Source organism: Streptomyces sp. NPDC048197, from assembly GCF_043202395.1.
Taxonomy (GTDB): Bacteria; Actinomycetota; Actinomycetes; order Streptomycetales; family Streptomycetaceae; genus Streptomyces; species Streptomyces siderophoricus.
In genome coordinates, this window is sequence record NZ_JBIDAJ010000064.1 from 1 (window position 1) to 25,385 (window position 25,385).

Annotated in this window: 20 protein-coding genes; 9 read left to right on the forward strand and 11 right to left on the reverse strand. The window is 73.8% G+C overall.

All coding sequences use genetic code 11. The features are described from left to right. Nucleotides 1-322: 322 nt before the first annotated feature. Nucleotides 323-868 carry an acyl-CoA thioesterase gene (locus ACGF4C_RS38440; RefSeq protein WP_030416063.1) on the forward strand — a complete coding sequence of 182 codons (546 nt, stop codon included), beginning with the start codon at nucleotides 323-325 and terminating at the stop codon, nucleotides 866-868. On the opposite strand, the gene ACGF4C_RS38445 is transcribed toward ACGF4C_RS38440, so the two are convergent. From ACGF4C_RS38445 to ACGF4C_RS38455, 3 genes are read right to left on the reverse strand one after another with little or no spacing between them, the layout of a single operon-like run. Further along, on the reverse strand, nucleotides 819-1,400 hold the full coding sequence (locus ACGF4C_RS38445) for a VanZ family protein (protein ID WP_393573169.1): 582 nt from the start codon (nucleotides 1,398-1,400) through the stop codon (nucleotides 819-821). The genes ACGF4C_RS38440 and ACGF4C_RS38445 overlap by 50 nt on opposite strands. A 42-nt stretch (nucleotides 1,401-1,442) precedes the next feature. Continuing rightward, on the reverse strand, nucleotides 1,443-1,901 hold the full coding sequence (locus ACGF4C_RS38450) for a hypothetical protein (RefSeq protein WP_393573171.1): 459 nt from the start codon (nucleotides 1,899-1,901) through the stop codon (nucleotides 1,443-1,445). A 22-nt stretch (nucleotides 1,902-1,923) separates the two neighbouring features. Then, entirely contained in the window at nucleotides 1,924-3,375 is a 1,452-nt protein-coding gene (locus tag ACGF4C_RS38455) for an LCP family protein (RefSeq protein ID WP_393573173.1), read from the reverse strand. 216 nt (nucleotides 3,376-3,591) lie between these two features. On the opposite strand from ACGF4C_RS38455, the gene ACGF4C_RS38460 reads away from it, so the two are divergent. Continuing rightward, nucleotides 3,592-4,626, forward strand: a complete 1,035-nt coding sequence (locus ACGF4C_RS38460) for a glycosyltransferase family 2 protein (protein ID WP_393573175.1) — start codon at nucleotides 3,592-3,594, stop codon at nucleotides 4,624-4,626. Between the two features lie 93 nt (nucleotides 4,627-4,719). On the opposite strand, the gene ACGF4C_RS38465 is transcribed toward ACGF4C_RS38460, so the two are convergent. The 4 genes from ACGF4C_RS38465 to ACGF4C_RS38480 form a co-directional block, all read right to left on the reverse strand. Next, entirely contained in the window at nucleotides 4,720-6,420 is a 1,701-nt protein-coding gene (locus ACGF4C_RS38465; RefSeq protein WP_393573177.1) for an LCP family protein, read from the reverse strand. Nucleotides 6,421-6,490: 70 nt separating this feature from the next. Then, nucleotides 6,491-8,260 carry an LCP family protein gene (locus ACGF4C_RS38470; RefSeq protein ID WP_393573179.1) on the reverse strand — a complete coding sequence of 590 codons (1,770 nt, stop codon included), beginning with the start codon at nucleotides 8,258-8,260 and terminating at the stop codon, nucleotides 6,491-6,493. A gap of 238 nt (nucleotides 8,261-8,498) precedes the next feature. Then, nucleotides 8,499-9,722 carry an LCP family protein gene (locus tag ACGF4C_RS38475; protein WP_393573181.1) on the reverse strand — a complete coding sequence of 408 codons (1,224 nt, stop codon included), beginning with the start codon at nucleotides 9,720-9,722 and terminating at the stop codon, nucleotides 8,499-8,501. A gap of 200 nt (nucleotides 9,723-9,922) precedes the next feature. Next, entirely contained in the window at nucleotides 9,923-10,687 is a 765-nt protein-coding gene (locus ACGF4C_RS38480) for a TIGR03089 family protein (RefSeq protein WP_393573183.1), read from the reverse strand. A 129-nt stretch (nucleotides 10,688-10,816) separates the two neighbouring features. On the opposite strand from ACGF4C_RS38480, the gene ACGF4C_RS38485 reads away from it, so the two are divergent. The 3 genes from ACGF4C_RS38485 to ACGF4C_RS38495 all read left to right on the forward strand — a co-directional run bounded on the left by ACGF4C_RS38485 (nucleotide 10,817) and on the right by ACGF4C_RS38495 (nucleotide 14,437). Continuing rightward, entirely contained in the window at nucleotides 10,817-12,157 is a 1,341-nt protein-coding gene (locus ACGF4C_RS38485; protein WP_393573202.1) for a peptidoglycan recognition protein, read from the forward strand. 227 nt (nucleotides 12,158-12,384) lie between these two features. Further along, nucleotides 12,385-13,467: a sugar phosphate nucleotidyltransferase gene (locus tag ACGF4C_RS38490; RefSeq protein ID WP_393573185.1), complete on the forward strand. Its 1,083-nt coding sequence runs from the start codon at nucleotides 12,385-12,387 to the stop codon at nucleotides 13,465-13,467. Between the two features lie 64 nt (nucleotides 13,468-13,531). Continuing rightward, the gene (locus tag ACGF4C_RS38495; RefSeq protein WP_393573187.1) at nucleotides 13,532-14,437 is read left to right on the forward strand and encodes a DNA-3-methyladenine glycosylase family protein; all 906 of its coding nucleotides are present in this window, start codon (nucleotides 13,532-13,534) and stop codon (nucleotides 14,435-14,437) included. Nucleotides 14,438-14,473: 36 nt separating this feature from the next. Here ACGF4C_RS38495 and ACGF4C_RS38500 read toward each other — a convergent pair whose 3' ends face one another. From ACGF4C_RS38500 to ACGF4C_RS38510, 3 genes are all read right to left on the reverse strand, one after another. Beyond that, complete coding sequence (locus ACGF4C_RS38500; RefSeq protein WP_393573189.1) at nucleotides 14,474-15,799, reverse strand: coenzyme F420-0:L-glutamate ligase; 1,326 nt, start codon at nucleotides 15,797-15,799, stop codon at nucleotides 14,474-14,476. Beyond that, a complete protein-coding gene (gene cofD / locus ACGF4C_RS38505) occupies nucleotides 15,796-16,752 on the reverse strand; it encodes a 2-phospho-L-lactate transferase (protein WP_393573191.1) in 957 nt (318 codons plus the stop codon). The genes ACGF4C_RS38500 and cofD overlap by 4 nt, the downstream gene beginning before the upstream one ends. A 123-nt stretch (nucleotides 16,753-16,875) precedes the next feature. Further along, a complete protein-coding gene (locus ACGF4C_RS38510; protein WP_393573193.1) occupies nucleotides 16,876-17,373 on the reverse strand; it encodes a cysteine dioxygenase in 498 nt (165 codons plus the stop codon). A gap of 704 nt (nucleotides 17,374-18,077) precedes the next feature. On the opposite strand from ACGF4C_RS38510, the gene ACGF4C_RS38515 reads away from it, so the two are divergent. From ACGF4C_RS38515 to ACGF4C_RS38525, 3 genes are all read left to right on the forward strand, one after another. Next, entirely contained in the window at nucleotides 18,078-18,341 is a 264-nt protein-coding gene (locus ACGF4C_RS38515) for a WhiB family transcriptional regulator (protein WP_003983763.1), read from the forward strand. Between the two features lie 317 nt (nucleotides 18,342-18,658). After that, a complete protein-coding gene (locus ACGF4C_RS38520; protein ID WP_393573196.1) occupies nucleotides 18,659-22,420 on the forward strand; it encodes a glycosyltransferase in 3,762 nt (1,253 codons plus the stop codon). Continuing rightward, the gene (locus ACGF4C_RS38525; protein ID WP_393573198.1) at nucleotides 22,417-23,991 is read left to right on the forward strand and encodes a DUF5719 family protein; all 1,575 of its coding nucleotides are present in this window, start codon (nucleotides 22,417-22,419) and stop codon (nucleotides 23,989-23,991) included. The genes ACGF4C_RS38520 and ACGF4C_RS38525 overlap by 4 nt, the downstream gene beginning before the upstream one ends. 24 nt (nucleotides 23,992-24,015) lie before the next feature. Here ACGF4C_RS38525 and ACGF4C_RS38530 read toward each other — a convergent pair whose 3' ends face one another. Then, entirely contained in the window at nucleotides 24,016-24,471 is a 456-nt protein-coding gene (locus ACGF4C_RS38530; RefSeq protein WP_030416046.1) for a metallopeptidase family protein, read from the reverse strand. Nucleotides 24,472-24,730: 259 nt separating this feature from the next. Between ACGF4C_RS38530 and ACGF4C_RS38535 the strand changes: the two genes are divergently transcribed. Continuing rightward, nucleotides 24,731-25,171, forward strand: coding sequence for a DUF3499 domain-containing protein (locus tag ACGF4C_RS38535; protein WP_393573200.1), 441 nt, complete (start codon nucleotides 24,731-24,733; stop codon nucleotides 25,169-25,171). Nucleotides 25,172-25,385 lie beyond the last annotated feature (214 nt).

A 25,385-nucleotide genomic window follows, 5' to 3' on the forward strand; every position in this document is an offset into this window, starting at 1 on the left:
TGTGGACGTAAAGCGTCAGCAGTCCACACAACCGGCCCCGGAGGTCCGTCACCGCACCCGACACCCACCCAGCCCGCCGCAGGCGCAACGGCGAGAAGCAACAACGGCGGGACGGCCAAGTACGTAGGGGGCGCCGCAAAGCGCAACGACGAGACGACCCGCGCCGCCGCAGACGGGTACGAGCCGGGCGCCGCAAAGCGCAACGGCGGCAACCCCGACGGCGGGACGGCGAGCTACGTGCGGGGGCGCCGCAAAGCGCAAGGGCAACCCCCACGGCGGGACGGCCAGCTACGTGGGAAGCCCGCCGCTTAGGCTTGGGCGCATGAATGAACGCGTCACCGACGGTGAACCGGTGGGCAAGCCCACCTCCGTGTCCCGCATCACGCTCAGCCACATCATGACGGCCGGCGACACGAACCTCCTCGGGACGGTGCACGGTGGCGTGATCATGAAACTGGTCGACGACGCCGCGGGCGCGGTGGCCGGGCGGCACTCCGGGGGGCCGGCGGTGACCGCCTCGATGGACGAGATGGCGTTCCTGGAGCCGGTCCGGATCGGGGACCTCGTCCACGTCCGCGCCCAGGTCAACTGGACCGGCCGCTCGTCCATGGAGGTCGGCGTACGGGTCCTGGCCGAGCGCTGGAACGAGTCCAGCCCGCCCCAGCAGGTCGGCTCCGCCTACCTCGTCTTCGCGGCCGTCGACGAACACGGCAAGCCACGCTCCGTGCCGCCGGTGATCCCCGAGACCGAGCGGGACAAGCGCCGCTACCAGGAGGCGCAGATCCGCCGCACGCACCGGCTCGCCCGGCGCCGCGCCATCAAGGAGCTGCGCGAACGGCGCGCCGCGGAAGGCCTCGACGACGCATAACGGCCACCGCCAGCTGCCCCAGCATTGCCAGTCCCGCCCCGATCACGGTGCCGACCGCCGCGCACAGCACGTCGTCGATGTCGGCGATCCGGCCGGCCCGCATCAGCAGCTGTGCCGTCTCGATCACCAGGGACAGCCCGACCCCCAGCAGGAACGCCAGCGCCGCCGGGACCCGTGGCACGGCGAACCGCAGCAGCAGCGGCACCGGGACGAACAGCGCCGCGTTGGCGGTCTGCCGCCGTACCAGCATCGCCAGCTCCCCGGGCTCCATCCGGGCGCCCAGTTCGAAGAGCCCCTCGCCGGGCCGCCACCACACCGTCGCGTCCCCCGAGCCGATCGGCTGGGCCGGCGCCAGCGTGGCCACCAGGAGCAGCAGCAGCCAGCCGGCCAGCAGCACCCGCGCGGTGGTGTGGGGCGCGGGGCCGGCCGGGGCCAGCGCGGTCCACAGGGCGAGGCCCGCCGCCAGCGCCAGCGCCGCGAGCAGGAACAGCACCACCGTGGTGGGGGTGATGCCCAGCACAACCTGCCACACGAGGTGCACCTTTCCGAGTAGGTCCGTGGCGCCCGGCGGGCGTCAGCCGCAGCTCCACTTGGTGACGTAGACCGTTTCCGCGTGCTCCATGACGCCGCGGATGCACTCGTCCGCGAGCATCTCCACCCGGCCGCTCAGCGTGACCGCGCCGTGCCGGGTGCGCCGGGTGCCGAACCAGCCGGGGAACGCCGTGATCCGGGTGTTCTTGCGCTGGTAGCCCAGCCGTACCGAGATCTCCGGCAGGCCGGCCGCCGCGCCCTGCCGCCGGTAGGTGGCGGTGTACGTCCCGTCGGAGCCCACCGGGCCGCGCAGGCACAGCTGGCCGCGGACCAGGTCCCCGCAGCCGGTCGGGGCGGCGGGCGCCGGCGGTGCCGCGGCGGCGGTCGCCGCGACCAGGCACAGCGCGGCCGCCGCGACGAACGCGCGGCGGACCCGGCGGCGGGCGTCCGGGCGGCGCGCGGGCGGTGCGGCCGGGGTGCGGCGGGGCGCGGGGACACTCATGCCGGGGCCTCGCTTCGCTCGCTCATGGACACACCGCCTGGTCGCCGGTGACGGCCGCCACCGCGCCCGCCGGCGGCGCCGGCTCCTCGGCCCGCACCCGGTGCACCGCCTGGTGGTCCTGCCCCACCGTCACCCGCATCACCGGCCCCTGCCCGGTCACCGGCCGCAGCTCGGCGCCCGGCAGCGCGGCGGCCAGCGAGCGGGCCGAGCGGTCCCAGCGCGGGTCGTAGGCGATGACGGTTCGGGCCGACCGGCCGAGCGTGGAGTTGCCCGGGGTGCCGACCGTCGTGAACCCGGTGGCGTGCAGTTCCCGGGCCACCGACGTGGCCGGACCCGCGCGGTCGCTGCCGTTGTATACCTGCACCTGCACCCGGCCCGGCGGCACGTCCACCACCGCGGCGCGCGACCGGTGTCGGTCCCGGTGCACCGCCAGCGGCCGGTCCTCGCGGATCGCCTCGAAGAGCTTCGGTGCCCGCACCGGGTCCCACCGCACGGTCGAGCCGACGCCCGGCACCGGCTGCGCCACATCGCCCAGCGGGACGGAGGTGAATTCGGACGACGACGGGGTGAAGCCGCGCATCGCCTGCCCGAGGTCGACCAGGTCGTTCGCCTCGAACCCGGGGTCCGCGCGGACGGACGCCAGCATCGTGTCGGCGACGTCCTTGAAGCGGATCGGGTTCATCAGCACCCCGGAGGAGGTGATCTTGTGGATCAGGGCGGCCAGGAAGCGCTGCTGGCGCTGCATCCGGCCGAGGTCCGCGGAGCCGTCGATATGCCGCGAGCGCACGTACTGCAGGGCCTGGCCGCCGTTGAGCTGCGCCTTTCCCACCGGCAGGTCCAGCCCGGTGTAGCTGTCGCGCAGCGGCCGTACGGTGCAGATCTCCACCCCGCCGACCGCGTCCACGGTCCGCATGAAGCTGGTGAAGTCGACCTCCAGGTAGTGGTCGATGTGCACGCCCGTCATGTGCTCGACGGTCCGCACGGTCAGATTGGGGCCGCCCTCGGCGTAGGCCGCGTTCAGCTTGATCGGATGTGCGGCGCGGGCCCGGCCGGTGGCCGCGTCCGTATGGGCGGGCACCTCGGCGTAGGAGTCCCGGGGCAGGCTGACGATGCTGGCGCGGTCCCGGTCGGCCGAGAGGTGCACCAGCATCAGGGTGTCCGTGCAGTGGCACGGCTGGCCGCCCAGGTGGTACTTCTCCTTCTCCTCCTGGGTGAGCTTGTCGCGCCCGTCCGTGCCGACGACCAGGAAGTTGAGCCCGTCGCCGCCGCCGGGCCGGTTGCTCATCCCCTGGAAGGCGTCCACCCGGCCGATGCCGGTCTCGACGCCGGTGACCATGGCGTGCCCGACCCCGCTCGCCGACAGCAGCAGCAGGGACGTGGCCGCGCCGATCCGCAGCCCCCAGCGCGGGCCCGCCGGGCGGCGGTGCGCGCCGGAGCGGTCGGCCCGGCGGGCGGAGCGGAACGGCGCGGTCACGGGGGACACCTCCGCGGTACGGACGGAACCGGCGAGAACACCGTAGGTCCATACGATCTGCTGCAAAGCGCCACACGCCGGGCATCGGCCGGCCGGCCACCCGGCTGCGTCCGGGGCAGTCCGCCATTCGCGGTAACGTGAGGTGCGATTCTGCAGTCTCCCGGTGGGCGCTGCCGTCCCCGGCGGCTCCGCCACGGGCCGTACCCGCGAGGAACCATGCCGCAGCAGCCGCCCCCGGCCGTCTCCGTGATCATGCCGGTGCTCGATGAGGAACGTCACCTGCGCAATTCGGTCCGGCACATCCTGGAGCAGGAGTACGCCGGCGAGATGGAGGTGGTGATCGCTCTGGGCCCCTCCACGGACCGCACCGACGAGATCGCCGCCGAGCTGGTGGCCGAGGACCCCCGGGTGCACACCGTGCCCAACCCGACCGGTCGCACCCCCGCCGCCCTGAACGCCGCGATCAAGGCGTCCCGGCACCCGATCGTGGTCCGGGTCGACGGTCACGGCATGCTCTCCCGCAACTACATCGCCACCGCCGTCCGCCTCCTTGCGGAGACCGGCGCCGCGAACGTCGGCGGGATCATGCACGCCGAGGGTGAGAACGCCTGGGAGGACGCGGTGGCCGCCGCGATGACCTCCCGGATCGGCGTCGGCAACGCCGCCTTCCACACGGGCGGCGAGGCGGGCCCCGCCGAAACCGTCTACCTCGGCGTCTTCCGCCGCGACGCCCTCGAACAGCAGGGCGGCTACAACGAGGAGTTCATCCGCGCCCAGGACTGGGAGCTGAACTTCCGCATCCGCGAGGCCGGCGGCCAGATCTGGTTCTCGCCCGAGCTGAAGGTCCAGTACCGCCCCCGGCCGAGCATCAAGGCGCTGGCGAAGCAGTACAAGGACTACGGCAAGTGGCGCCACGTCGTGGCCCGCTACCACGCCGGCTCGATCAACCTGCGCTACCTCGCCCCGCCGACCGCGGTCGCCGCGATCGCGGCCGGTCTGGTGGTCGGCGCCGCCGTCACCCCGTGGGGCTTCGTCGTCCCGGCCGGCTATCTGGCGGCCATCACCGCGGGCTCGCTGCCCGCCGGCAAGGGGCTCTCCCTGAAGGCCCGCGCCCAGATCCCCGTGGCGCTGGCCACCATGCACATGTCCTGGGGCTTCGGCTTCCTGACCAGCCCCCGCTCGCTGGCCAGGAAGGTCATCGCCAGCCGCCGCCCGGCGGTCGTCGCCCCGGCGGCGACGCGCACGGACTGACCCCGGCCGACGGCACGACGGCAACGGCCGCCGCCCCACCGGACCGGGTCCGGCAAAGCGGCGGCCGCTCGCATGTCGCAGGGCTTCGCAGCCCTAGAACGTGTAGTCCGGGTTCACCTTCATGCAGCCCTTGGACTCGCCGTTCTGGGCGTCCGCGCTGGCGGGTGCCTTGTCGGCGGGCTTGTCGTTGCCGGACGTCTTCGGGTACGTCGTGCCCGCCCGCCAGTCGTTGCCGACCACCAGCTGCAGCCCGGTCACCGAACTCGACTCCCGCACCGCGCTCTTGGGCAGCCCGAGCGCCTTGGCGACGGCCAGCGCATCGCCGCGCCGGTCCGTGCCGTGGTACGTCAGGGTGGTGTCGGCCTGGCTGGTGAGGACGGTGGTGGTGCCGGCCGCGGCGTAGCCGAGCCCGGCCAGCTGCTGCTGGATGTCGGAGGCGCGGCCGGAGGCCGGACCGGTCACCGTGCTGTTGGTGCCGTTCTGCACGACAACCTTCAGCTGGTCCTTGGGAGTTGACGGCTTCGGGTCGGGCGCCGGCTTCTTCCTGGTGTCCTTGCCGTCGAGCGCGGTGTCGTTGCGCAGCATCGCGAACGTCGCGTCCGCGTCGCCGGGCTTGGGCACGACGTAGCGCTCACCGGGGCCGTACTGCCACGGCATGGTGATCATCGTGGTGCGCTTGGTCGGCACCCGGCTGAGGTCACCGCCCAGGTCGTAGAGCTTCTTGACGGTGTCCAGCCCGTCGTCGACGGTCAGCGCCTTGGTCGCGGCCTCCGCGAGGTCGCGCAGCTGGCCCGGGTCGGAGAGCTTGGTGCCCTTCTTCAGCTGCCGGATCATCGAGTTCATGTACATGTGCTGGGCCTTGGCCCGGCCGATGTCGGTGTTGTCCTCGAAGCCGTAACGGGTGCGCAGCCACTGCAGCGCCTGCACGCCCTTGACGGGGTGGGTGCCCTTGGTGAGCCGCAGGCCGCTGCCGTGGCCCTTGCTGTCGTGCGAGTAGATGTTGGCCCGCACGCAGACCGGGACGCCGCCGATGGCGTCCGCCATGTCCACCACACCGGAGAAGTCGACCATCATGAAGTGGTCGATGTAGATGCCGGTGAGCTCCTGCCAGGTGGCGAGGGTGCAGCCCGGACCGCCGTGCTGGAGCGACTCGTTGATCGGCGCGGTGGTCTGCGGGTACTTCTCGTGGGTCTTCGGATCGGTGCACTTCGGGATCGTCACCCGGGTGTCCCGCGGGATGGAGATCACCGACATGTTGCTGCGGTCGGCGGAGACGTGCACCAGCATCTGGACGTCGGCCAGCGGCTTGCGGTCCGCGTCCTGCCGGGCGCCGCCGAGCTCGATGTTCTTCTTGCTGTTCCGGCCGTCGGAGCCGAGCAGCAGGATGTTCAGCGGGGTCTGCCCGAACGCATTGGGGTCCGGCTTCTTCAGGCCGCTGTCGCCCAGGGACCGCGGGGCCTTGCGGAGGTTGGCGTTGAGGTGCTCGTAGTACCAGTAGCCGGCGCCCGCGGTGCCCACTGTCAGGACGGCGAGGGATATCGCGGTCCAGCGGAGCACCTTGCGGCCCTTGCCGCCCTTCTTGCGGCGCGGCCGGCCGCCCTTGCGGTGGCCGGCGCCCGCCTCGGGCCCGTCCTCGTCGCCGGGCGGCACCTCGCCGCCCTCCGGCGGCGTCCAGCCGGGCGCGTCCGGAGGCAGCCCCTTGTTGTCGTAGAGGCTGTCGTCCCAGCCCAACTCCTGTGCGTCCGGCTGTCGTCGCCGGCGTGATCGGTCACCACGCACACTGCTCTGCCGCATTGGGCCCTCTCCCCGTTGTCAGTCCGGTGGTGCGCCCCGGCCGCCGTGCAGGGCGGCCGGGTCCCGCTCGTTACTTCGCGCAGACGTTCTTGTCGTCCGCGTTGACGTTCTGCACCCCGTCCGGGGTTTCGGTCGGCGCCGCGATCGGTGTGCCCGGTGCCTTGAAGTCCTTGCCGAGGATCAGCTTCATCGGGACCCGGTCACCGGCGTCCTGCCCGGACTTCTTCAGCGCGCTCTTGGGCAGGCCCATCCAGTCGGCCAGTGCGGCAGCCTGGTCGGCCTGGTTGGGCGCGTACTCCAGACGCGTGGCGGCCAGCTTCTGCGGGGCGTTGCCGGCGTTGGTGGAGAGCCGGGCGCCCTTGGTGTTCTGCAGCCAGTCCACGGTCTCCTGGGCCGAGCCGATCGGCCCGCCGCCGTTGGTCACATCGACCCGCACCAGCTGCGGCGGGGCCTTCTTGACCGGCCCGGAACTCTTCTTGCTCTTGTGCTTCTTGGCCAGCTGGTGGTCGGCCCGGACCATCGCGAACAGCGGGTCCGCCTTCGCCTTGTCCAGGATGACGGTCGCCGGGTCGTTGGGGTTGTCCAGCACCGGCACCGTGGCGAAGGTGATCTTGTCGATGTTGACCCGCTTCAGGTCGTTCCCGAAGTCCAGCATCTTGCTCACCGTGCCGATACCCGTGTCGACGGTGAGGGCCCGGGTCGCCGCCTGGCTGACGTCGTAGAGCTTGCCGGGGCTGGAGAAGGCGCTCGACTTCAGCTTGCGGATCAGTGAACTGAGGAACTGCTGCTGCAACTGGATGCGGCTGAGGTCGCTGCCGGTCCCCACGGCGTGCCGGGTGCGGACGAACGCCAGCGCCTGCTCGCCCTTGACGGTGTGCCGGCCGGCCTTCAGGTGCAGGTGCGACTTGGGGTCGTCGATGTCCTTGCCGGCGCAGACCTCGACGCCGTCCACCGCCTCGGACAGCTCCTTGACCGCGTTGAAGTCGGCCATCATGAAGTGGTCGATCTTCAGGCCGGTGAGCTTCTCGACGGTGCGCCAGGTGCAGCCGGGGTCCCGGTCCTCCTGGCCCAGACTGGTGTTGAAGCGCACGCCGTGCTCGCCGGGGATGACCTTCTTCGAGCCGTCCTTCCCCTTCGTCGTGCAGTTCGGGATGTCGGTGATCAGGTCGCGCGGGATGCTCAGCGCGGTGGCGTTCGACCGGTCCTTGGAGATGTGCATCAGCAGCGTGGTGTCCGCGTGCCCGACGCTCCCGGCGTCGCCGTAGCCGGAGTTGCCCTTGCCGGAGCGGGCGTCCGTCCCGATGATCAGCACGTTGACCGGGCCGTCGGACACCGCCGGGTTCTCCACGCCGACGTCGACCTTGGAGATGTTCCCGTCCAGCTGCTGGTACAGGTAGTACGCGCCGCCGCAGCCGGCGACCAGGACGAAACCGACCACGCCGGCCGTCCAGTACAGCGCCTTCTTCTTCCCGGACGCCTTCGGCTTGCGCTTGCGGCGGCTCGCCGGACCCGCCACCGAGGGCGAGCCGGTCGCGGTACGCCCGGCCGCCCGCCGTGCTGCTGCCCGGCCGCCGGCCGGACGCCCGTCCGCACCGTCCTCGGCCCGCTCACCACGGCGCCCGCGCTGGGTCGGCAGCGGCCGGGTGTCGGTGTCGTCCCCGGCACCCGGCCGCCGCGCGGCGCGTCTGGACCCGGGGGCCTTGGGGTTGGAGGGCCGGGCGGGGGCTTGACCGGCCGGGTCAAGCCGCAGCTCGTAATTGCCGGTGTCCGGATCGAACACCCACTGATCGGCGGGATCCACGTTGTTGTCGCCCGCCTGCCCACGGCCTTGCGCGTCCACGGTGCCTTGAATCCTCCGTCGGTGCCACGCGGCGCCATCCCCTCAAGGCGCTCGGGTAGGTCGATCGTGCAGTGCATGGTCAAAGGTGCATGGTCATCGGTCCGGCAATGTGCGGACCGGATCGCTCACACTATCCGCCCAGTTCAGCGCCACGCGACGCGCGTGACAAATTCCACTTCCCTACAACTGGGCAATCCGCCCAATCCATTCGAGTCGCCGAGCGTACTTTGCGGCATCTTTATTCGCAGATCCCGCGCTCCGCCGTCGTACCGGGAAAGGTAGGCCCTGAACCCGCCGAAGGCGAGGGTCCGGGGCCCGGCTTGTCGTCCGGCGCCCCGCCGCCCGGTGCCCCGCCCCCGGACCGGGCCGGCCGCTGTGCACCGCCCGGCGCCGGCCGCACGGTCACCGGAAGATCCCTGCCCAGCCGCCCGAAGAGCCGGCCGGCATCCGGTTCCACCAGCTCGTCGCGGTTGGGATCGAGGCGGTACTCCCGGCGCGGCACGGTCAGGAACTGCACCCGGCCGGTCGGAATGCCACGAGTGCTGCGCACCAATTCGTACAGCCCGCGCAGCGAAGCCAGCCCGCCGTCCGTGGTCAGCGAACTCGTCGCGGCATCCAGAACCGGATACAGCCGGGTCGGATTCAGCAGGACACCATTGCTCTGCACTTTCTTCACGAGAGCACCAAGAAATCGTTGTTGGCGCTCCATGCGCTCGGTGTCACTTCCGTCCCCCAGGCTCTTCCGTGCCCGCACGTACCCGAGCGCGGCCTCGCCCTGCAGCGTCTGCCGGCCCGCGGGCAGCCTGAGGTGCGCCTCGTCGTCCCGGACCGGCCGCGGCAGACAGACCTCGACCCCGCCCACCGCGTCCACCATCCGCTTGAAACCCACGAAATCGATGATCATGTAGTGGTCGATCCGGATCCGGGTCAGCTTCTCCACCGTCCGGATCGTGCAGGCCGCCCCGCCGTACGCGAACGCCGAGTTGAACTGGGTGGTCTGCGGACCGGTCTCCCGGCCGTCGGCCCCCTTGCAGTGCGGCACCTGCACCACCAGGTCCCGCGGGATGCTCACCGCGGTGGCGCTCTTCCGGTCCGCCGCCAGGTGCAGCAGCATCGTGGTGTCCGACCGCTGGCCGCTGCTCCGGCCGTACGCGCTGTTGCCGCCGGTGCGGCTGTCGGAACCGATCAACAGCAGGTTCTGTGCGTTCGGCGGGCCCGCCGGCGGCCGCTCCGACTCCCACTTGCGCAGCTCGGCCTCGACGTCGCCGTCGGTGTGGATGTTGCCGTTGAGCTTGGCGTAGACCACCCCGCCGGCCCCCGCCCCGGCCAGCAGCACCCCGGCCGCGCCGAGCGCCAGCCGGCGCCGCCAGCGCCGGTCCGGCGGGGTGCGCCGCGGCCCCGGCCCCCTGCCCGGGCGCTCGGCCCAGCCGGTGAACCTGGGCGGCTCAGGGGTCTCGGTCACCTCTGCGTCCATCCTCACGGAGTCGGCGTAGCGCCCGCGCGCGGGCACCGCGTCACGACGGACGGACGGAACCCGCGCCGGGCCGTACGTATCTCACGAGCATGAACGGAAACCGGCGCCCGGGCCTGCGCTGGGCGCCCACGGTCCGCCGGACGGGGGAGCGGCCCGGGAAGCACCCGGGCCGGCCCCACGCGACACCCCTACCCGGCCGCCCGCGGCGCCCGGAACGTGATCTTCTCGCTGGTCTCCCGCGCCTCCTCGGCCTCCTCGGCCAGCCGGCCCAGGTGCCGGCAGAGCACCACCGAGCCGCCGGCCGCCAGCGGCCCGTACAGCCCGTACGACAGGCCCTCCCAGGTGTCGTACGGCAGCCCCGACAGCACCCGGGGCGCCGCGGGCAGCCCGGCCGCGGCCGCATCGGCCCGCGCCCGGTCCACGACCTGGGCACCGGTCAGCTCCTCGCCGGCCACCACCAGCGCCACCGCATCCGCCACCACCGGGACGAACGGCACGAACCGGTCGCCCTGCCCCGGCACCTCCACCGCGTAGTCGGCGAACCCCTCCGGCGGCTGCGGGAAACGCCCGCCCAGCGGGCGCAGCGCCAGCGCCACCCGCTCCCCGGAACAGGCCCGCGCCTCGGCCAGCCGGTCCGGCCCGGCCACCACCAGATCGGCGGCCGCCGGATCCCCGCCGACCTCCGCCACCACACCCACCGCCGAACACGCCAGCAGCCAGACGGCGGTCTGCCAGTGGGCGGGCAGCAGCAGCGCGAGCCGGTCACCGGGCTCGGCGCCCAGATCGCCCTGCAGATAGTTGGCGGTCTTGGCCACCCAATTGGCGAAGGTCGCGACGGACAGTTCCACGCGCTCGCCGGTGGCGTCGTCGTAGAAGGTCACCAGCGGGCGGGCCGGGTCCGCGGCGAGCGCGGAACCCAGCAGGTCGGCGGGGGTGCGATCGATGGCGTTCATCGCGGCCAGGGTACGCGCGGCGGCCGCTGACGGTGGGTCGGGCCCGGCCGGCCCGGGCCACCGGATCGGCCGATGCCCCGTCAGGCCACCGTTGGCGCGTTCCCTCCGCCCGTGTTCACGATGCTGTCCATGCGCCCCTTCCTCGCGAGCTGTCTCGGCGCGGCGTGCACCGCCGCCCTCGCCCTGCCCTTCGCGCCGGACGCCGGTGCCGCCGGCCGGCCACCCGGGCCCGCCGCGGCGCGCACCGCCGACCTCCCGGGCAGCACCCAGTCCCTGCCGGTCACGGCCCTCGGCACCGGCGCGCCCCGCCCCACCGACCGTGACACCGCCGCCGCGCCGGCCCCCCGCACCCTCGGCCTGCCGGCCCGCAGCGTACGGCCGTTCTCCCTGCTCGGCGTCGTCTGGGAGGACGCCGGCGCCGCACTCCACGGCCGGGTCCAGGTCCGCACCCGCGCCACCCGCACCGGCGCCTGGAGCGGCTGGCAGGACGTCCAGACCCACAACGACGACGCCCCCGACCTCGACGCCGCCGAACGCCACGGCAGCGACGTCCGCGGCAGCACCGCGCCCCTGTGGGTCGGCGACTCCGACGCCGTCCAGCTGCGCATCACCCCGCAGACCCGCAACCGCGCCCCGGTCGCCGTCCCGCGCGGACTGCGCCTCGAACTCGTCGACCCCGGCAGCGCACCACCCGCCCGCCGCGGCATCCAGGGCCCGCCGTCCCCGCTCGGCCCCGACGCCACCGCGGCCTCCGCCGCCAACGCCGCCCTCGCCCCGGTCGGCGCCACCGAGATCCCCGCCCTCGACCGCGCCGCGTCCCAGGCCGACATCGCCGCAGCCGGCGGCCGGCCCACCGGCCCCACCTACGTCGGACCGCGCCCCCGCATCGTCACCCGGGCCGGCTGGGGCGCCAACGAGAAACTGCGCGAGAAGTCCTTCCTCTACACCCACGCGGTGCGCGCCGCCTTCGTCCACCACAGCGGCTCCGGCAACAACTACACCTGCGCCCAGGCCCCCAAGCTGATCCGCGCCATGTACCGCTTCCACGTCAAGAGCAACCACTGGCGGGACATCGGCTACAACTTCCTCATCGACAAGTGCGGAACGGTCTACGAGGGCCGCGCCGGCGGCGTCGCCAAGCCCGTCATGGGCGCCCACACCCTCGGCTTCAACAACGCCTCCACCGGCATCGCCGTCCTCGGCACCTACACCGACACCGAACCGCCCAGGCCCGCCCTCGACGCGGTCGCCCGCCTGACGGCCTGGAAGCTCGGCCTGTCCCACGCCGATCCGCGCGCCACCACACAGATGGTCTCCACCGGCGGCAACCGCTACCCCAAGGGAACCAAGGTCCCGCTGCACGTCATCTCCGGCCACCGCGACGGCTTCACCACCGACTGCCCCGGCAACCACCTCTACAACAAACTCGCCGCCACCCGGCTCGCCGCCGCACAACTCCAGGGCCGCTGACCGGGGTACCGGGCACCACTGAACCGTTCCTGCGGCAGACACGTCTTAGCGACCACGACTTGGGCCACGACGTGGGCCATGACGTGGCACCACGGCGGGGACCACGACGTGGGGAACCACGGCGTCCGCCCTGGCCGGGCCCGGCCCTCCGCCGGGGCCGGCCGGGGGCCCGTCTGCCTACACTGGTCCGCCGACCGGCCGACCCCAGCAGGAAGCAGAGACGACAGGTGACAGAAGCGATCCTCCTGGTCGGCGGCAAGGGCACCCGGCTGCGCCCGCTGACGGTGCACACGCCCAAGCCCATGGTCCCGGCGGCCGGTGTGCCGTTCCTCACCCACCAGCTGGCCCGCGCCCGGGCCGCCGGCGTCGAGCACATCGTGCTGGCCACCTCCTACCTCGCCGAGGTGTTCGAGCCATATTTCGGCGACGGTTCGGCCCTCGGGCTGCACCTGGAGTACGTCACCGAGCGGGAGCCGCTGGGCACCGGCGGCGCCATCCGCAACGTCGCCGAACGTCTGCACTCCGCCCCCGGCGACCCGGTCCTGATCTTCAACGGCGACATCCTCACCGGCCTGGACATCAAGGCCCTGGTCGACACCCACCGCACCGCCGGCGCCGACGTCTCCCTGCACCTCACCCGCGTCGAGGACCCGCGCGCCTTCGGGCTCGTCCCCACCGACGACACCGGACGGGTCACCGCCTTCCTGGAGAAGCCGCAGACGCCCGAGGAGATCGTCACCGACCAGATCAACGCCGGCGCCTACGTCTTCAACCGGTCGGTCATCGACACCATCCCGGCCGGCCGCCCGGTCTCCGTCGAACGCGAGACCTTCCCCGGACTGCTCGCCGACGGCGCACACCTCCAGGGCATGGTCGACTCCACGTACTGGCTGGACCTCGGCACCCCGCAGGCCTTCGTGCGCGGCTCCGCCGACCTGGTCCTGGGCCGCGCCCCGTCCCCGGCGGTGCCCGGCCGCCGCGGCGACCGCCTGGTCCTGGAGACGGCCGAGGTCGCCCCGGACGCCAAGCTCACCGGCGGTACGGTCGTCGGCCCGCGCACCGTCATCGGCGCCGGCGCCGAGCTCGACGGCAGCGCCGTCCTGGAGGGCGCGGTCGTCGAACCCGGCGCCGTGATCCGCGACTCCCTGATCGGCGCGGGCGCCCGCATCGGCGCCCGCACGGTGCTCGACGGCGCGGTCATCGGCGACGGCGCCCGCATCGGCGCCGACAACGAACTCCGCGACGGCATCCGCATCTGGTGCGACGCACAGATCCCGGCCGGGGCGCTGCGGTTCTCGTCCGACCAGTAGGCCTGCCCCCTGCCCCGCGGCCCGCACCCCGCCCGCTGTCGGTCCCATCGCCTAATCTGGCCGCATGCCCGCCCGCACCTGGGTCCCGCCCGGCCCGTACGACCTGCACCGCACCCTCGGGGTGCTGCAGCGCGGCCCCGGCGACCCGGCGTTCGCGGTGCGCGGCGGCGAGATCTGGCGCGCCTGCCGTACGCCCCAGGGCCCCGGCACGCTGTGCGTCGCGGCCCGCCCGGCCGACGGCGAGGTGGCCGCCGAAGCCTGGGGCCCCGGCGCCGAGTGGCTGCTGGACCGGCTGCCCCGGCTGCTGGGGGAGGACGACGACCCGGCGCGGCTGACCGCCCGGCACCGCATCGTCCATGAGGCGCGCCGCCGCCACCCCGGCGTCCGGCTCGCCCGCACCGGCCTGGTCCTGGAATCGCTGATCCCCTCGATCCTGGAGCAGAAGGTCACCAGCGACGAGGCGTACCGCGCCTGGCGCCTGCTGCTCCAGCGGCACGGCGAGCCCGCGCCCGGCCCCTGGGAGCGGCTGCGGGTGATGCCCGATCCGCGCGGCTGGGCGCTGATCCCCTCCTGGGAGTGGCACCGCGCCGGCGTGGACGCCAAGCGCTCCACCGCGATCCTGCGCGCCGTACGGGTGGCCCGCCGGATGGAGGAGGCCGCGGCGATGGACCTGGCCGACGCCACCCGCCGGCTGACGGCGATACCCGGTATCGGCCCGTGGACCGCCGCCGAGACGCTCCAGCGCGCGCTGGGCGCCCCGGACGCGATCACGGTCGGCGATCTGCACCTCCCGAAGATCATCGGCTACGCCCTCACCGGCCGCCGCGGCACGACCGACGCGGAGATGCTCGAACTCCTCGCGCCGTACGCCGGGCAGCGGCACCGCGCCACCCGGCTGATCCTGCTCTCCGGGATCACCCCGCCGCGGCGCGCCCCCCGCTTCCCGGTCGGCGACATCGCCCGCCTCTGAGGCCGGGCCGGCGGGTCCTCCCGGGGGCACCCCGCCTCAGCGCACCACCACGAAGTCGTCCGCGCTCCGGGCCGCCCGCGGGCGCGGCTCCTCGGCCGGGCGGCCGATCGCCACCGCCCCCATCGGCTCCCAGTCGCCGGGCAGGCCGAGGACCTCCCGTACGACGTCCCGGCAGAACATCGTCGAGGAGATCCAGGCCGACCCCAGCCGCTCGCCCGCCAGCGCCACCAGGAAGTTCTGGATCCCCGCCCCGTGGGCGACGACGAACATCTCCCGCTCCGCCGCGCTGCGCCGCGCGTCCGGATAGCTGTGCGCGCCGTCCAGCACCATGCACGGCACCGCCAGATACGGCGCGTTGCGCAGCACATCGCCGCGCCGCACGCGTTCGGCGACGGACTCCTCCGACTTTCCGTCGCCGCGCAGATCCGCGATCCAGGCGTCCCGCATCGCGTCCAGCAGCCGCTCCCGGGCCTCGGCGGACTCCAGCAGCACGAACCGCCAGGGCGTGGTGTGGTGCGGCGCCGGGGCGGTGACCGCCGCGGCCACCGCGCGCCGCACCGCACCCGGGTCGACCGGGTCGTCGGTGAAGGCCCGCACCGTACGCCGTTGCGTCACCGCCTCCCGTACGGCCTCGGAGGTGCCCAGCCGGAACATGTCGTCCGCGGCGCCGCGCACCATCGCCCGCGCCCCGTCACCGGTCTCCTCGACGACGTGCCCCAGCCCGCGCACCACGGCGACCGGCAGCCCGGCCGCCTTGCCCTTCACCAGGTCGCCCGCCGCGGCCAGTTCGTCCGCGGTGGCCACCACGGTCGCGCTGAGCGGATTGCCGTACGCGTCCGTGCCGCCGCGCAGATCGTCCAGCACCCGCACCCCGGCCGCCCCGATGGCGACGTCGGTCAGACCGCTGCGCCAGGGGCGCCCGGAGGTGTCGCTGATGACGACGCCGACGTCCACGCCGAGTTCGGTGCGCAGCCCGTCCCGCAGCGCGCGCGCCGAGCGGTCCGGGTCCTCGGGCAGCAACAGGACCGTGCCGGCCGGGGTGTTGGAGGCGTCGACGCCGGCCGCGGCCATCACCAGGCCCTGCCGGTTCTCGACGATCCGCAGCGGGCCGCGGCGGGCGACCAGCCGCACGGTCTCCCGGTCGATCGCCGCCTCCCGGTCGGTGGCCTCGACGATCCGCCCCTCCGCCTTGCTGACGATCTTCGACGTCACCAACAGCACGTCGCCGTCGGCGAGTTGGCACCTGCCGTCGGCGGTCGCCGCGGCCGCGATCAGCTTCACCAGGTCGTCGCCGGGCCGCACCTCGGGGATCCCGGGCAGCGCCCGCACCCGGTACGCCGGTACGCCGGCGTCGCCGGTCACGCCCGGACCTCCTCGGCCAGCGCGAGCGCCTCACGCGCCATCGCGGCCGTGGCGTCCAGGTCGGTCATCATCAGCGGTACGGCCCGGCAGCGGATCCCGGCCGCCTCGACCTCGGCCACCGCGCCGGCGTCGACGGAGTCGACCAGCCAGCCGTCGAGCAGCCCCGAACCGTAGTGCCGGGCGACCGCCGACGCGGTGGACTCCACACCGACCGCCGCCAGCACCTTGTCCGCCATGCCGCGCACCGGCGCGTCCCCGACGATCGGCGAGAGCCCGATCACCGGCACCCCGGCGTCCGCGATCGCCTCGCGGATCCCGGGCACGGCGAGGATGGTGCCGACGCTGACGACGGGGTTGGACGGCGGGAAGAGGATGACGTCGGCGTCCCCGAGGGCCTCCAGGACGCCGGGTGCGGGCTTGGCCTGCTCGGCGCCTACGGGCACGACGGCCCGCGCGTCCACGGAGGCGCGCAGCCGCACCCAGTACTCCTGGAAGTGCACGGCCCGCTGTTCGCCGTCCTCCTCGATCGCGACGTGGGTCTCGACCCGGTCGTCGGACATCGGCAGCAGCCGCACGCCGGGCTGCCAGCGCGCGCAGAGCGCTTCGGTGACGGCGCTGAGCGGGTAGCCGGCGGCCAGCATCTGGGTCCGCACGATGTGCGTGGCGAAGTCCCGGTCGCCGAGGCCGAACCACTCGGGGCCGACGCCGTAGGCGGCCAGTTCCTCCTTGACCCGGAAGGTCTCGTCGGCGCGGCCCCAGCCCTGCTCCTCGTTGATGCCGCCGCCGAGCGTGTACATCACGGTGTCGAGGTCGGGACACACCTTCAGGCCGAACAGGTGGATGTCGTCACCGGTGTTGCCGATGACGGTGATGTCCGCGTCCGGAGCCGCTGCCTTCAGTCCCCGCAGAAAGCGGGCGCCGCCGATACCGCCGGCCAGAACCACGATTCGCATAAAGACAGTGTGTCAGCCGGAGGCGGACTCGATGAGGGGCGGTGGTCGGTGGGGGCACCTCCCAGCGGTAGCTGGGGGAGGGTGGGCAGTGTGTCAGCCGGAGGCGGGGCTCCGCCCCGGGCGTCAGGACCCGGTGGTCTCCCGTGCTGCCGTTGCGCAGTGGGCCGCGTCGTGCATGGGCATTTCGGTCAGACCGGGGAAGTAGACGTGCAGGCTGACCGCGGGCGTCAGGGAGTCGTTGACGACCTCGTGGACGTAGCCGGGGGCGAAGACCTTCTGGGTGCCGGCGGTCAGGGCGCGCGGTCCGGCGGGGCCGTGTTCGGTCAACTCGCCTTCCAGGAGGGTCAGTACGCCGGAGGAGGGCCCGTGGTCGTGCCGTCCGCTGCCCTGGCCGGGGAGCCAGCTCAGCAGCCACACCTCGTAGCCGGGCCCCGTACGCAGCCGGTGGTACCAGCGGGTGGTGGCGTCGTAGCGGACCAGCGGGGCCCACGCGGCGCGGTCCGCGGCGATGCTGCGGGCGAGCCCTACGAAGCCGGCGACGGTGTCCGGGTGCGCGGGGACGGGCGGCAGGAGGTGGGGGACGGCGAGCGGGTCGCCGGCGATCTGGACGTCGCTGTTCATCGGTTTCGGGTTCCTCGGCGGAAGAGCTGGGGGGACCTCCCCGCCGTAGCCGGGGGAGGGGGGCGGCCGGCGCGGGCGGTCCCTGTGGGGTGCGCGGCGCGGGCGGGAAATGCGGGGCGCTGCGGGGTGGTGCGAGCGGAAAAGCCGGAGCTCAGTGGCATCAACAGCTGGAACAGCGACAGCGGGCCTGCGCAGCGCAGAGCGACCCGTAGGCACGGGTCAGTCGGGGCGCGGCAGTCGCTGGCATGGGGTCAAGGAGACCGGGTTCCCGGCGCAATGTCAACCGGACGTCTGGTTTGCCGCGAATCTTTCACCGCATCCGGTTACTCCGGCCGGAGAAAGGTTTGTGCAGTCCCGGACGCGGAGACATCGACCGGCAACCGCTGCTCCAAACGCCGTTGCGGTCCCGTGATCCGTCTGTGATCTTCCCCGCTTCGGCGCGCGGGGTGCAACGCGAACGCCGCCTGATCACGTCTCCATGGATGACACGGACGTGCCGGGGGGTACGCCCGGGGAAGTGTCCTGGTTTTTACTGATTTGAACACTTTCCGCATCCGCTTGGTTCCGCCGAGTGAATAAGAGGCTCAATAGCAGATCTCGGCTTGACTGGCCCGGATCACCACACTTGTAATTTCACTCGTGTCGTTCAGCCGAAATCGATCACGGCTTGATCACGGGGACGTAAAGACAGACGAGGGGCGCACATGACCGAGCTGTTCCAGGAATTGCTGGTCGAGGAGGCGGACGAGGAGCTCGGCTGGCAGGAGCGCGCACTGTGCGCCCAGACCGACCCCGAGTCCTTCTTCCCGGAGAAGGGTGGCTCCACCCGCGAGGCGAAGAAGGTCTGTCTCGCCTGTGAAGTCCGGTCCGAATGCCTCGAATACGCCCTCGCCAACGACGAGCGCTTCGGCATTTGGGGCGGTCTGTCGGAGCGCGAGCGGCGCCGGCTCAAGAAGGCCGCCGTCTGACCGTGACGAGTCAGCCACCCCCGCCCAGGGCGCGCGGTCTTACGGACCCCGCCGCCGCACCGCCCCAACTCCCCATATCCCCCCATAGCGAACACTCCGCCTCCAGCGCACCGGGCGCCGGAGGCGGACTGCTGTGTACGGGCCCGGTCGGGGCACCGGCACGAACCATTAGTGTGGGGCCCCGTCCGAGATGCGCCGCCGCCCACCGGGGCGCGCGCGTCGCCTCGTAGTCCGTCGCAGTGTCTTCCGGGGGCGGGGCCTGAAAGCGACTTCGCCGCGGGCCTTCGAACTCCCGGGTCCGGAGGGCCCGTACCTCGATGTCCGTGCACAGCCAGTCGGCGGCGCAGGCCGCCTCATACGCAGCCGCCACGCCAGAGTTCCCCCGGCACGTCGTCACCGCCGTGATCGTCTCCCACGACGGCGCCCGCTGGCTGCCCGACGCGCTCAGCGGCCTGCTCGGCCAGGAACGCCCGGTGCAGAACGCCATCGGCGCCGACACCGGCAGCGCGGACCACTCCGCCCAGCTGCTCACCGAATCCCTCGGCGACGAACGCGTCCTGCACCTCGCCCGCCGCTCCGGATTCGGCACCGCCGTCGACGAGGCGGTCCGCACCGCCCCCCTGCTCGGCCCGGACGACCTGCCGTACCTGCGCCGCCCCAGCGGCTGGGACCCGGTCAGCCGCACCTGGCGCGACGAGGCCTACGACATGCCGGAACTGCCGCACGGCGAACCGGTCCAGTGGCTGTGGCTGCTGCACGACGACTGCGCCCCCGAGCCCGACGCCCTCGCCGAACTGCTGCGGGTCGCCGACGCCAGCCCCTCGGCCGTCATCGTCGGCCCCAAGCTGCGCAGCTGGTACGACCGCCGCCAGCTCCTCGAAGCCGGCGTCAGCATCGCCCGCAGCGGCCGCCGTTGGACCGGCCTGGACCGCCGCGAACAGGACCAGGGCCAGCACGACCAGGTCCGCACGGTGCTGTCGGTCTCCACCGCCGGCATGCTCATCCGCCGCGACGTCTACGAGGAGTTGGGCGGCTTCGACCGCCGGCTGCCCCTGATGCGCGACGACGTCGACCTGTGCTGGCGCGCCCAGGCCGCCGGCCACCAGGTCCTCGTCGCCCCGGACGCCGTCCTCCGGCACGCCGAGGCCGCCGCCCGCGAACGCCGCCCCATCGACTGCGTCGGCCGCTCCGTCGCCAACCCGCACCGCGTCGACAAGGCCGGCGCCGTCTACACCCTGCTCACCAACACCCGCGGCCGGATCCTGCCGTACGTCCTGCTGCGGCTGCTGCTCGGCACCCTCCTGCGGGTCCTCGCCTACCTCGTCGGCAAGGTCCCCGGCCAGGCCCTCGACGAACTCGCCGGCCTCTTCGGCACCCTGCTGCGACCCGGCAAGATCCTCGCCGCCCGCAAACGCAGAGGCCGCCCCGCCGTCGAAGCGAGCGAACTGCGGCCGCTCTTCCCGCCGCCCGGCGCGACCGTCCGGGCCACCGTCGAGCAGATCGCCGGCAACCTCGCCGGCCGGGCCGCCCCCGACGTGGCCTCCGCCGGCCGGCACGGCGCCGTCGAATCCGGGCCCGGCGGCGACGACGCCGACTTCCTGGAGATCGAGCAGTTCGCCCGGCTCAAGCGGATCGCCCGCAAACCGGCCCCGGTCCTCTTCCTCGTCCTGCTTCTCGTCTCCCTGGTCGCCTGCCGCGGGCTGCTCGGCTCCGGCGCCCTCACCGGCGGCGCCCTGCTCCCCGCCCCCGGCAGCGTCTCCGACCTGTGGTCGGCGTACCTCGACAGCTGGCACGCGGTCGGCACCGGCGACAGCGCCGCCGCACCGCCCTACCTGGCCGTCGTCGCCCTGGTCTCCAGCGTCTTCCTCGGCTCCACCGGCTTCACGCTGACCCTGCTGCTGGTCTGCTCCGTCCCGCTGGCCGGCCTCACCGCCTACTTCGCCTCCCGCCCGCTGGTCACCTCCCGGCTGCTGCGGGCCTGGGGCAGCATCGCCTACGCCTTCCTGCCCGCCGCGGCCGGCGCACTCGCCGGCGGCCGCCTGGGCACCGCCGTCCTCGCGATCCTGCTGCCCCTCATGGCGCGCGCCGCGATCGCCGCGTGGGGCCTGCGGCTCCCCGTCGGCACCCGCCCCAGCTGGCGCGCCACCTGGGCGTACGCCCTGCTGATCACCTTCACCACGGCCTTCACCCCCGTGGTCTGGCCGATGGCCGTCCTGCTCGGCATCGGCCTGCTGGTGCTGCGGCTCTTGGACGGCAGCCGGGATCTGCTCGTCGCCTACGGGCTGCGCTTCCTGGCCGTGGTCCTCGCCCCGCTCGTCGTCCTCGCCCCCTGGTCGCTGTCCCTGCCGACCCACCCCGCCCGCTTCTTCCAGGAGGCCGGCCTCGCCTACGGCACCGGCTCCGCCTCCGTCCTCGACCTCGTCGGACTCAGCCCCGGCGGCCCCAAGGCCACCGGCGGACTGCTGCTCCTCGGCATCGTCCTCGCCGCGCTCGCCGCGACCCTGCGCGACGCCCGCCCGCTCGCCATCCGCACCGCCTGGGCCGTCGCCCTCACCGGCCTGCTCTTCGCCGCACTCGGCAACGGCTCCGGCTGGACCGGCCCCGCCGTCCTCGTCTACGGCCTGGCCCTGCTGTGCGCCGCCGCGCTCGGCGCCGAGGGCATCCGCACCCGCATGGCCAGCCTCGGCTTCGGCTGGAAGCAGCCGGTCGCCGTGCTGATCGCGCTGGCGTCCGTGCTCGCCCCGCTCTACGCCGCGGTCAGCTGGATGATCACCGGCGCGGCCGGCCCGCTGGAACGACGCAGCCCCGAACAGGTCCCGGCGTTCGTCGCCGAGGAGTCCGGCAGCGCCGACCAGCCCCGCACCCTCGTCCTCGACGGCACCCCCGGCCACGTCGCCTACACCCTCGTCCGCGGCTCCGGCGCCCGCCTCGGCGACGCCGACCTGGCCGCCGAGGCCGGCGAGGACAAGCGGTTCGGCAGCATCGTCGCCAACCTCGTCGCCGGCTCCGGCGCCGACCAGACCAACCAGCTCGGCGGCTATGCGGTCCGCTACGTCCTGGTCCAAAGCGGTGCCCCGCGCGAAATGGGCCGCGTCCTGGACGCCACCCCCGGCCTGACCCGGCTCAGCCAGGAGGACGGCAGCGCCCTGTGGCGCGTCGACCGCCGGGTCTCCCGGGTCTCGATCGTCCCGCCCCAGGCCCAGGACGGCACCACCGCCGGCGAGGCCGCCGCGCCCACGGCCGTGGCCGCCGGCCCCGTCGAGGCACACACCAAGCTGCCCGCCGGGCCCGCCGGCCGGGTGCTGCGCCTCGCCGACGCCGCCGACGAGGGCTGGCAGGCCACCCTCGACGGCACCCCGCTCAAGCCCGTCACCGTCGACGGCTGGGCCCAGGGCTTCACCCTGCCCTCCAACGGCGGCCGGCTCGACCTCACCCACGAGAACCCGTTCGGCCACACCCTGTGGCTCTGGGCCCAGGGCCTGCTCGCCGTCGTCCTGGTCGTCCTCGCCCTGCCCGGCCGCCGCCGCGAGATCGACGACGACCTGCCCGAGGACGACGCCGCCGCACAGGCCGCCGCGGCCACCGGCGACGGCCGCCGGGCCCGCCGGCTGCGCGCCCAGGCCGAGGCCGCCGGCACCCCCGAAGCGGCCGACGCCGGCACCCCCGGCGCCCGCACCGGCGACGAGCCGCCCGCCCCGCCCGCCGACCCGGCGGCACCCCAGGAACCCGCCGCGACCGGCGACCCCTACACCGCCGTACCGCAGCAGCCCGCCTACGAGGACTGGCCGGCCGCCCCCGGCCGGCACGTTGCCGAGCAGCAGCCCTACGACCCGTACCAGGGCACGCAGTACGGCGGCCAGTACCCGCAGGCGGACCCCTACCAGCCGACCGGCACCTACCCCGGCGACCCCTACCAGGCCGGCGCCTACGACCCGTACGGCTACGCCCAGCAGCCGTACCAGGACGGCACGCCGCAGCCCCAGCAACAGCCCTACGACGACGGCACCGTGTACCCGGGGTACTCCGGGCCCCCCGGCTCCTACCCCGAGCCGCGCCGTGACGGGAGCGACCAGCAGTGAAGCGCACCATGACGTCCCTGATCGGCGCGGCCGCCGCGCTGGCCGCCGTCACCGGCATCGCCGCCGTCGCGGCCCCCGGCGGCACCCCGAAAACCCCCGGCGGCGCCGCGCGGCTGCCCGTCCAGCGCTCCGCGCTGCTCTGCCCCCCGCCCACCTCCTCCGACGTCGGCGAGACCACCTACACCGCCTTCGTCCCCCAGGGCGCCGCGGCCGGCGCCGACACCAAGAAGGGCACCGCGAAGCTGCTGCCCGCCGGGACCGTCAAGGACGCCGGCGCCGGCGCCGGCGCCGGCGGCGGCAAGAAGAAGGGCGGCCGGTCCAAGGCCGCGGACACCGGCCGGACCACCGTCCCGCCCGCCGACACCACGCCCGTCGTCCCCCTCCGGCAGGCCGGCAAGCCGGTCACCACCACCACCGACCGGGCCGACGCCCCCGCCCTCGTGGGCGCGGCCGACGGCACCCTCGCCCCCGGCTGGACCGTCCAGCAGACCACCACCGTCGCGGCCGGCGCCGGCCGCGGCCTGCTCGGGCTGAGCTGCCCCACCCCCGACACCACGTTCTGGTTCCCCGGCGTCAGCACCGCCCCCGACCGCCAGGACTACGTCCACCTCACCAACCCCGACACCACCCCCGCCGTCGTCGACCTCGAACTGCACGGCAAGGACGGCTCGTTGGGCGGCTCGGCCGGCGAGGACATCACCGTCCCCCCGCACACCACCGTCCCCGTCCTGCTCTCCACCCTCACCACCCGCCCCGCCACCAACGCCACCCTGCACGTCCTCGCCCGCGAGGGCCGGGTCGGCGCCGCCGTCCAGGCCACCGACAACAAGCTCGGCAGCGACTGGCTGCCGCCCGCCGCCGACCCCGCCCCGAGCGTGGTCCTCCCCGGCATCCCCAAGGACGCCACCTCCGTCCGGCTGGTCGCCCTCGCCCCCGGCGGCGACGACGCCGACCTCAAGGTGCAACTCGCCACCCCCACCGGCCTGATCACCCCGGCCGGCCTGGAGACGCTGCACCTCAAGAGCGGCATGACCACCGCGGTGGACCTCAAGGACGTCACCAAGGGCGAGGCCGGCTCCCTGGTGCTCACCCCCACCGACCCCGGCGCCAAGGCCCCCGTCGCGGCGGCGCTGCGGGTCACCCGCGGCAAGGGCGGCAACCAGGAGATGGCCTTCATCCCCGCCACCCGCCCGGTGGAGAAGCGCGCCACCGCCGCCGACAACGGCGCCAAGGGCAGCACCCTGTCCCTGGCCGCCCCGGAAAAGGGCAAGGACGCCAAGGTGAAGGTCACCGCCTCCGCGGGCAGCGCCGGCGGCACCCCGGTCACCAAGACGTACACGGTCAAGGGCGGCACCACCCTCGACATCGACCCGCCCCGCCCGCAGGGCCTCAAGGGCGGCTACGCCCTCACCGTGGAGCCCGAACCGGGCAGTGGCCCCGTCTATGCGGCCCGGATGCTCGCCCGCCCCCAGGGCGGCGTCCCCGCCTTCACCGTCCAGCCGCTGCCCGACGACCGCGGCTCGGTCGTGGTCCCCACCGCCGGCCAGGACCTGTCCCTGCTCACCGACTGAGCCACCGCGCCCGCGCTACGGGCCTCACTCCTGCCCGTAGCGCGGGTCCACCGACTCCGGAGCCAGCCCCAGCAGATCGGCGACCTGCTCGACGACCACCTCGTGCACCAGCAGCGCCCGCTCGTCCCGGCTCTTCGTACGGATCTCCACCGGCCGCCGGTAGATCACGATCCGGTCGCGATGTCCGCCCGCCGCCGGCAGCACCCGCCCCAGCGGCACGCTCTCCTCGTCGACCGGCCCCTCCCCGCCGTCCGGTCCAAAACCGGGCACCTCGACCACCAAGAAGTCGACCTGGGCCAGCTGCGGCCAGCGCCGCTCCAGCCGGTCCCGCGAGTCGTAGACGAGATCCACGAAGGCGTCCGCGCGGGTCACCGACAGCGGCACCTGGGGCGGCGCGATCGGACCGCGCATGCCGCGGCCGTGACGGTCGCGGCGGCGGAGCCGCGGCTCCGCCGGTCGGGGAGGTACGGGCCTGTCCATCAGCATCGAGCGTAGCCGTCACGGACCGCCGGAAACCGCAGACCGCCACAAGACGCGGCATGTCGCAGGCTGACCGGACCGGTCCGGATCGCTTTCGTTTCCCTCCCCACATCAGATCGCGGAACCCCCGCCGAATGGCCGGAAATGCACTAACTCATGAGGGTATTCCCTCCCGCACACCGACCGTCCCGCCCCGCCCGCCCCAGGACGGGCCGAGCGGGTGCAGGTCAGACGCATCGGACGAAGCGGGACGACACGGTTGGGTGAGCCGGGGGAGAGTCGTCGCGGCCCGCTCAAGAGTGCGGTACCGTCCAACGTCGTGAGCCCTGTACGTCGCTGTTCGCGCACTGCGTGCGGCCGCCCCGCCGTCGCAACGCTGACGTACGTCTATGCGGACTCGACCGCCGTGCTCGGACCGCTCGCCACCTACGCCGAACCGCACTGCTACGACCTGTGCGCCGAGCACTCCGAGCGGCTGACCGCGCCCCGCGGCTGGGAGGTCGTCCGCCTCGCCATCGACTCCGGCCCGGCCCGCCCCAGCGGCGACGACCTGGAAGCCCTGGCGAACGCGGTCCGCGAGGCCGCCCGCCCCCAGGAACGCGAACGCGCCGCGGGCGCGGACGCTCCTACGGGCGACCGCGCCCCCATGGAAGTCGCCCGCCGCGGCCACCTCCGGGTACTGCGCTCCCCGGATTCGTAACCCACGCATCCGCTGCGCTCGGCTTTCCGCCCACGTACCTGTCCGTCCCGCCGTTCCGCTGCGCTTGGCGGCGCCTCCCACGTACCTGTCCGTCCCGCCGCGGTTGTTGCTCGCCGTTGCGCTTTGCGGCGCCGCGTACGTAGTTGTCGGTCCCGTCGCGGGGCTTGTTCGCCGTTGCGCCTGGCGGCGGGCGTTTGTGTTTTGGGTGCGGTGC

What these genes read in the sequence shown, in the direction of transcription:
- ACGF4C_RS38515 (WP_003983763.1), top strand. Translation starts at nt 18,078, where the DNA reads ATGACCGAGCTGTTCCAGGAATTGCTGGTCGAGGAGGCGGACGAGGAG.
- ACGF4C_RS38480 (WP_393573183.1), bottom strand. Translation starts at nt 10,687, where the DNA reads ATGAACGCCATCGATCGCACCCCCGCCGACCTGCTGGGTTCCGCGCTC.
- ACGF4C_RS38530 (WP_030416046.1), bottom strand. Translation starts at nt 24,471, where the DNA reads ATGGACAGGCCCGTACCTCCCCGACCGGCGGAGCCGCGGCTCCGCCGC.
- ACGF4C_RS38510 (WP_393573193.1), bottom strand. Translation starts at nt 17,373, where the DNA reads ATGAACAGCGACGTCCAGATCGCCGGCGACCCGCTCGCCGTCCCCCAC.
- cofD (WP_393573191.1), bottom strand. Translation starts at nt 16,752, where the DNA reads ATGCGAATCGTGGTTCTGGCCGGCGGTATCGGCGGCGCCCGCTTTCTG.
- ACGF4C_RS38495 (WP_393573187.1), top strand. Translation starts at nt 13,532, where the DNA reads ATGCCCGCCCGCACCTGGGTCCCGCCCGGCCCGTACGACCTGCACCGC.
- ACGF4C_RS38450 (WP_393573171.1), bottom strand. Translation starts at nt 1,901, where the DNA reads ATGAGTGTCCCCGCGCCCCGCCGCACCCCGGCCGCACCGCCCGCGCGC.
- ACGF4C_RS38460 (WP_393573175.1), top strand. Translation starts at nt 3,592, where the DNA reads ATGCCGCAGCAGCCGCCCCCGGCCGTCTCCGTGATCATGCCGGTGCTC.
- ACGF4C_RS38520 (WP_393573196.1), top strand. Translation starts at nt 18,659, where the DNA reads ATGTCCGTGCACAGCCAGTCGGCGGCGCAGGCCGCCTCATACGCAGCC.
- ACGF4C_RS38440 (WP_030416063.1), top strand. Translation starts at nt 323, where the DNA reads ATGAATGAACGCGTCACCGACGGTGAACCGGTGGGCAAGCCCACCTCC.
- ACGF4C_RS38485 (WP_393573202.1), top strand. Translation starts at nt 10,817, where the DNA reads ATGCGCCCCTTCCTCGCGAGCTGTCTCGGCGCGGCGTGCACCGCCGCC.
- ACGF4C_RS38465 (WP_393573177.1), bottom strand. Translation starts at nt 6,420, where the DNA reads ATGCGGCAGAGCAGTGTGCGTGGTGACCGATCACGCCGGCGACGACAG.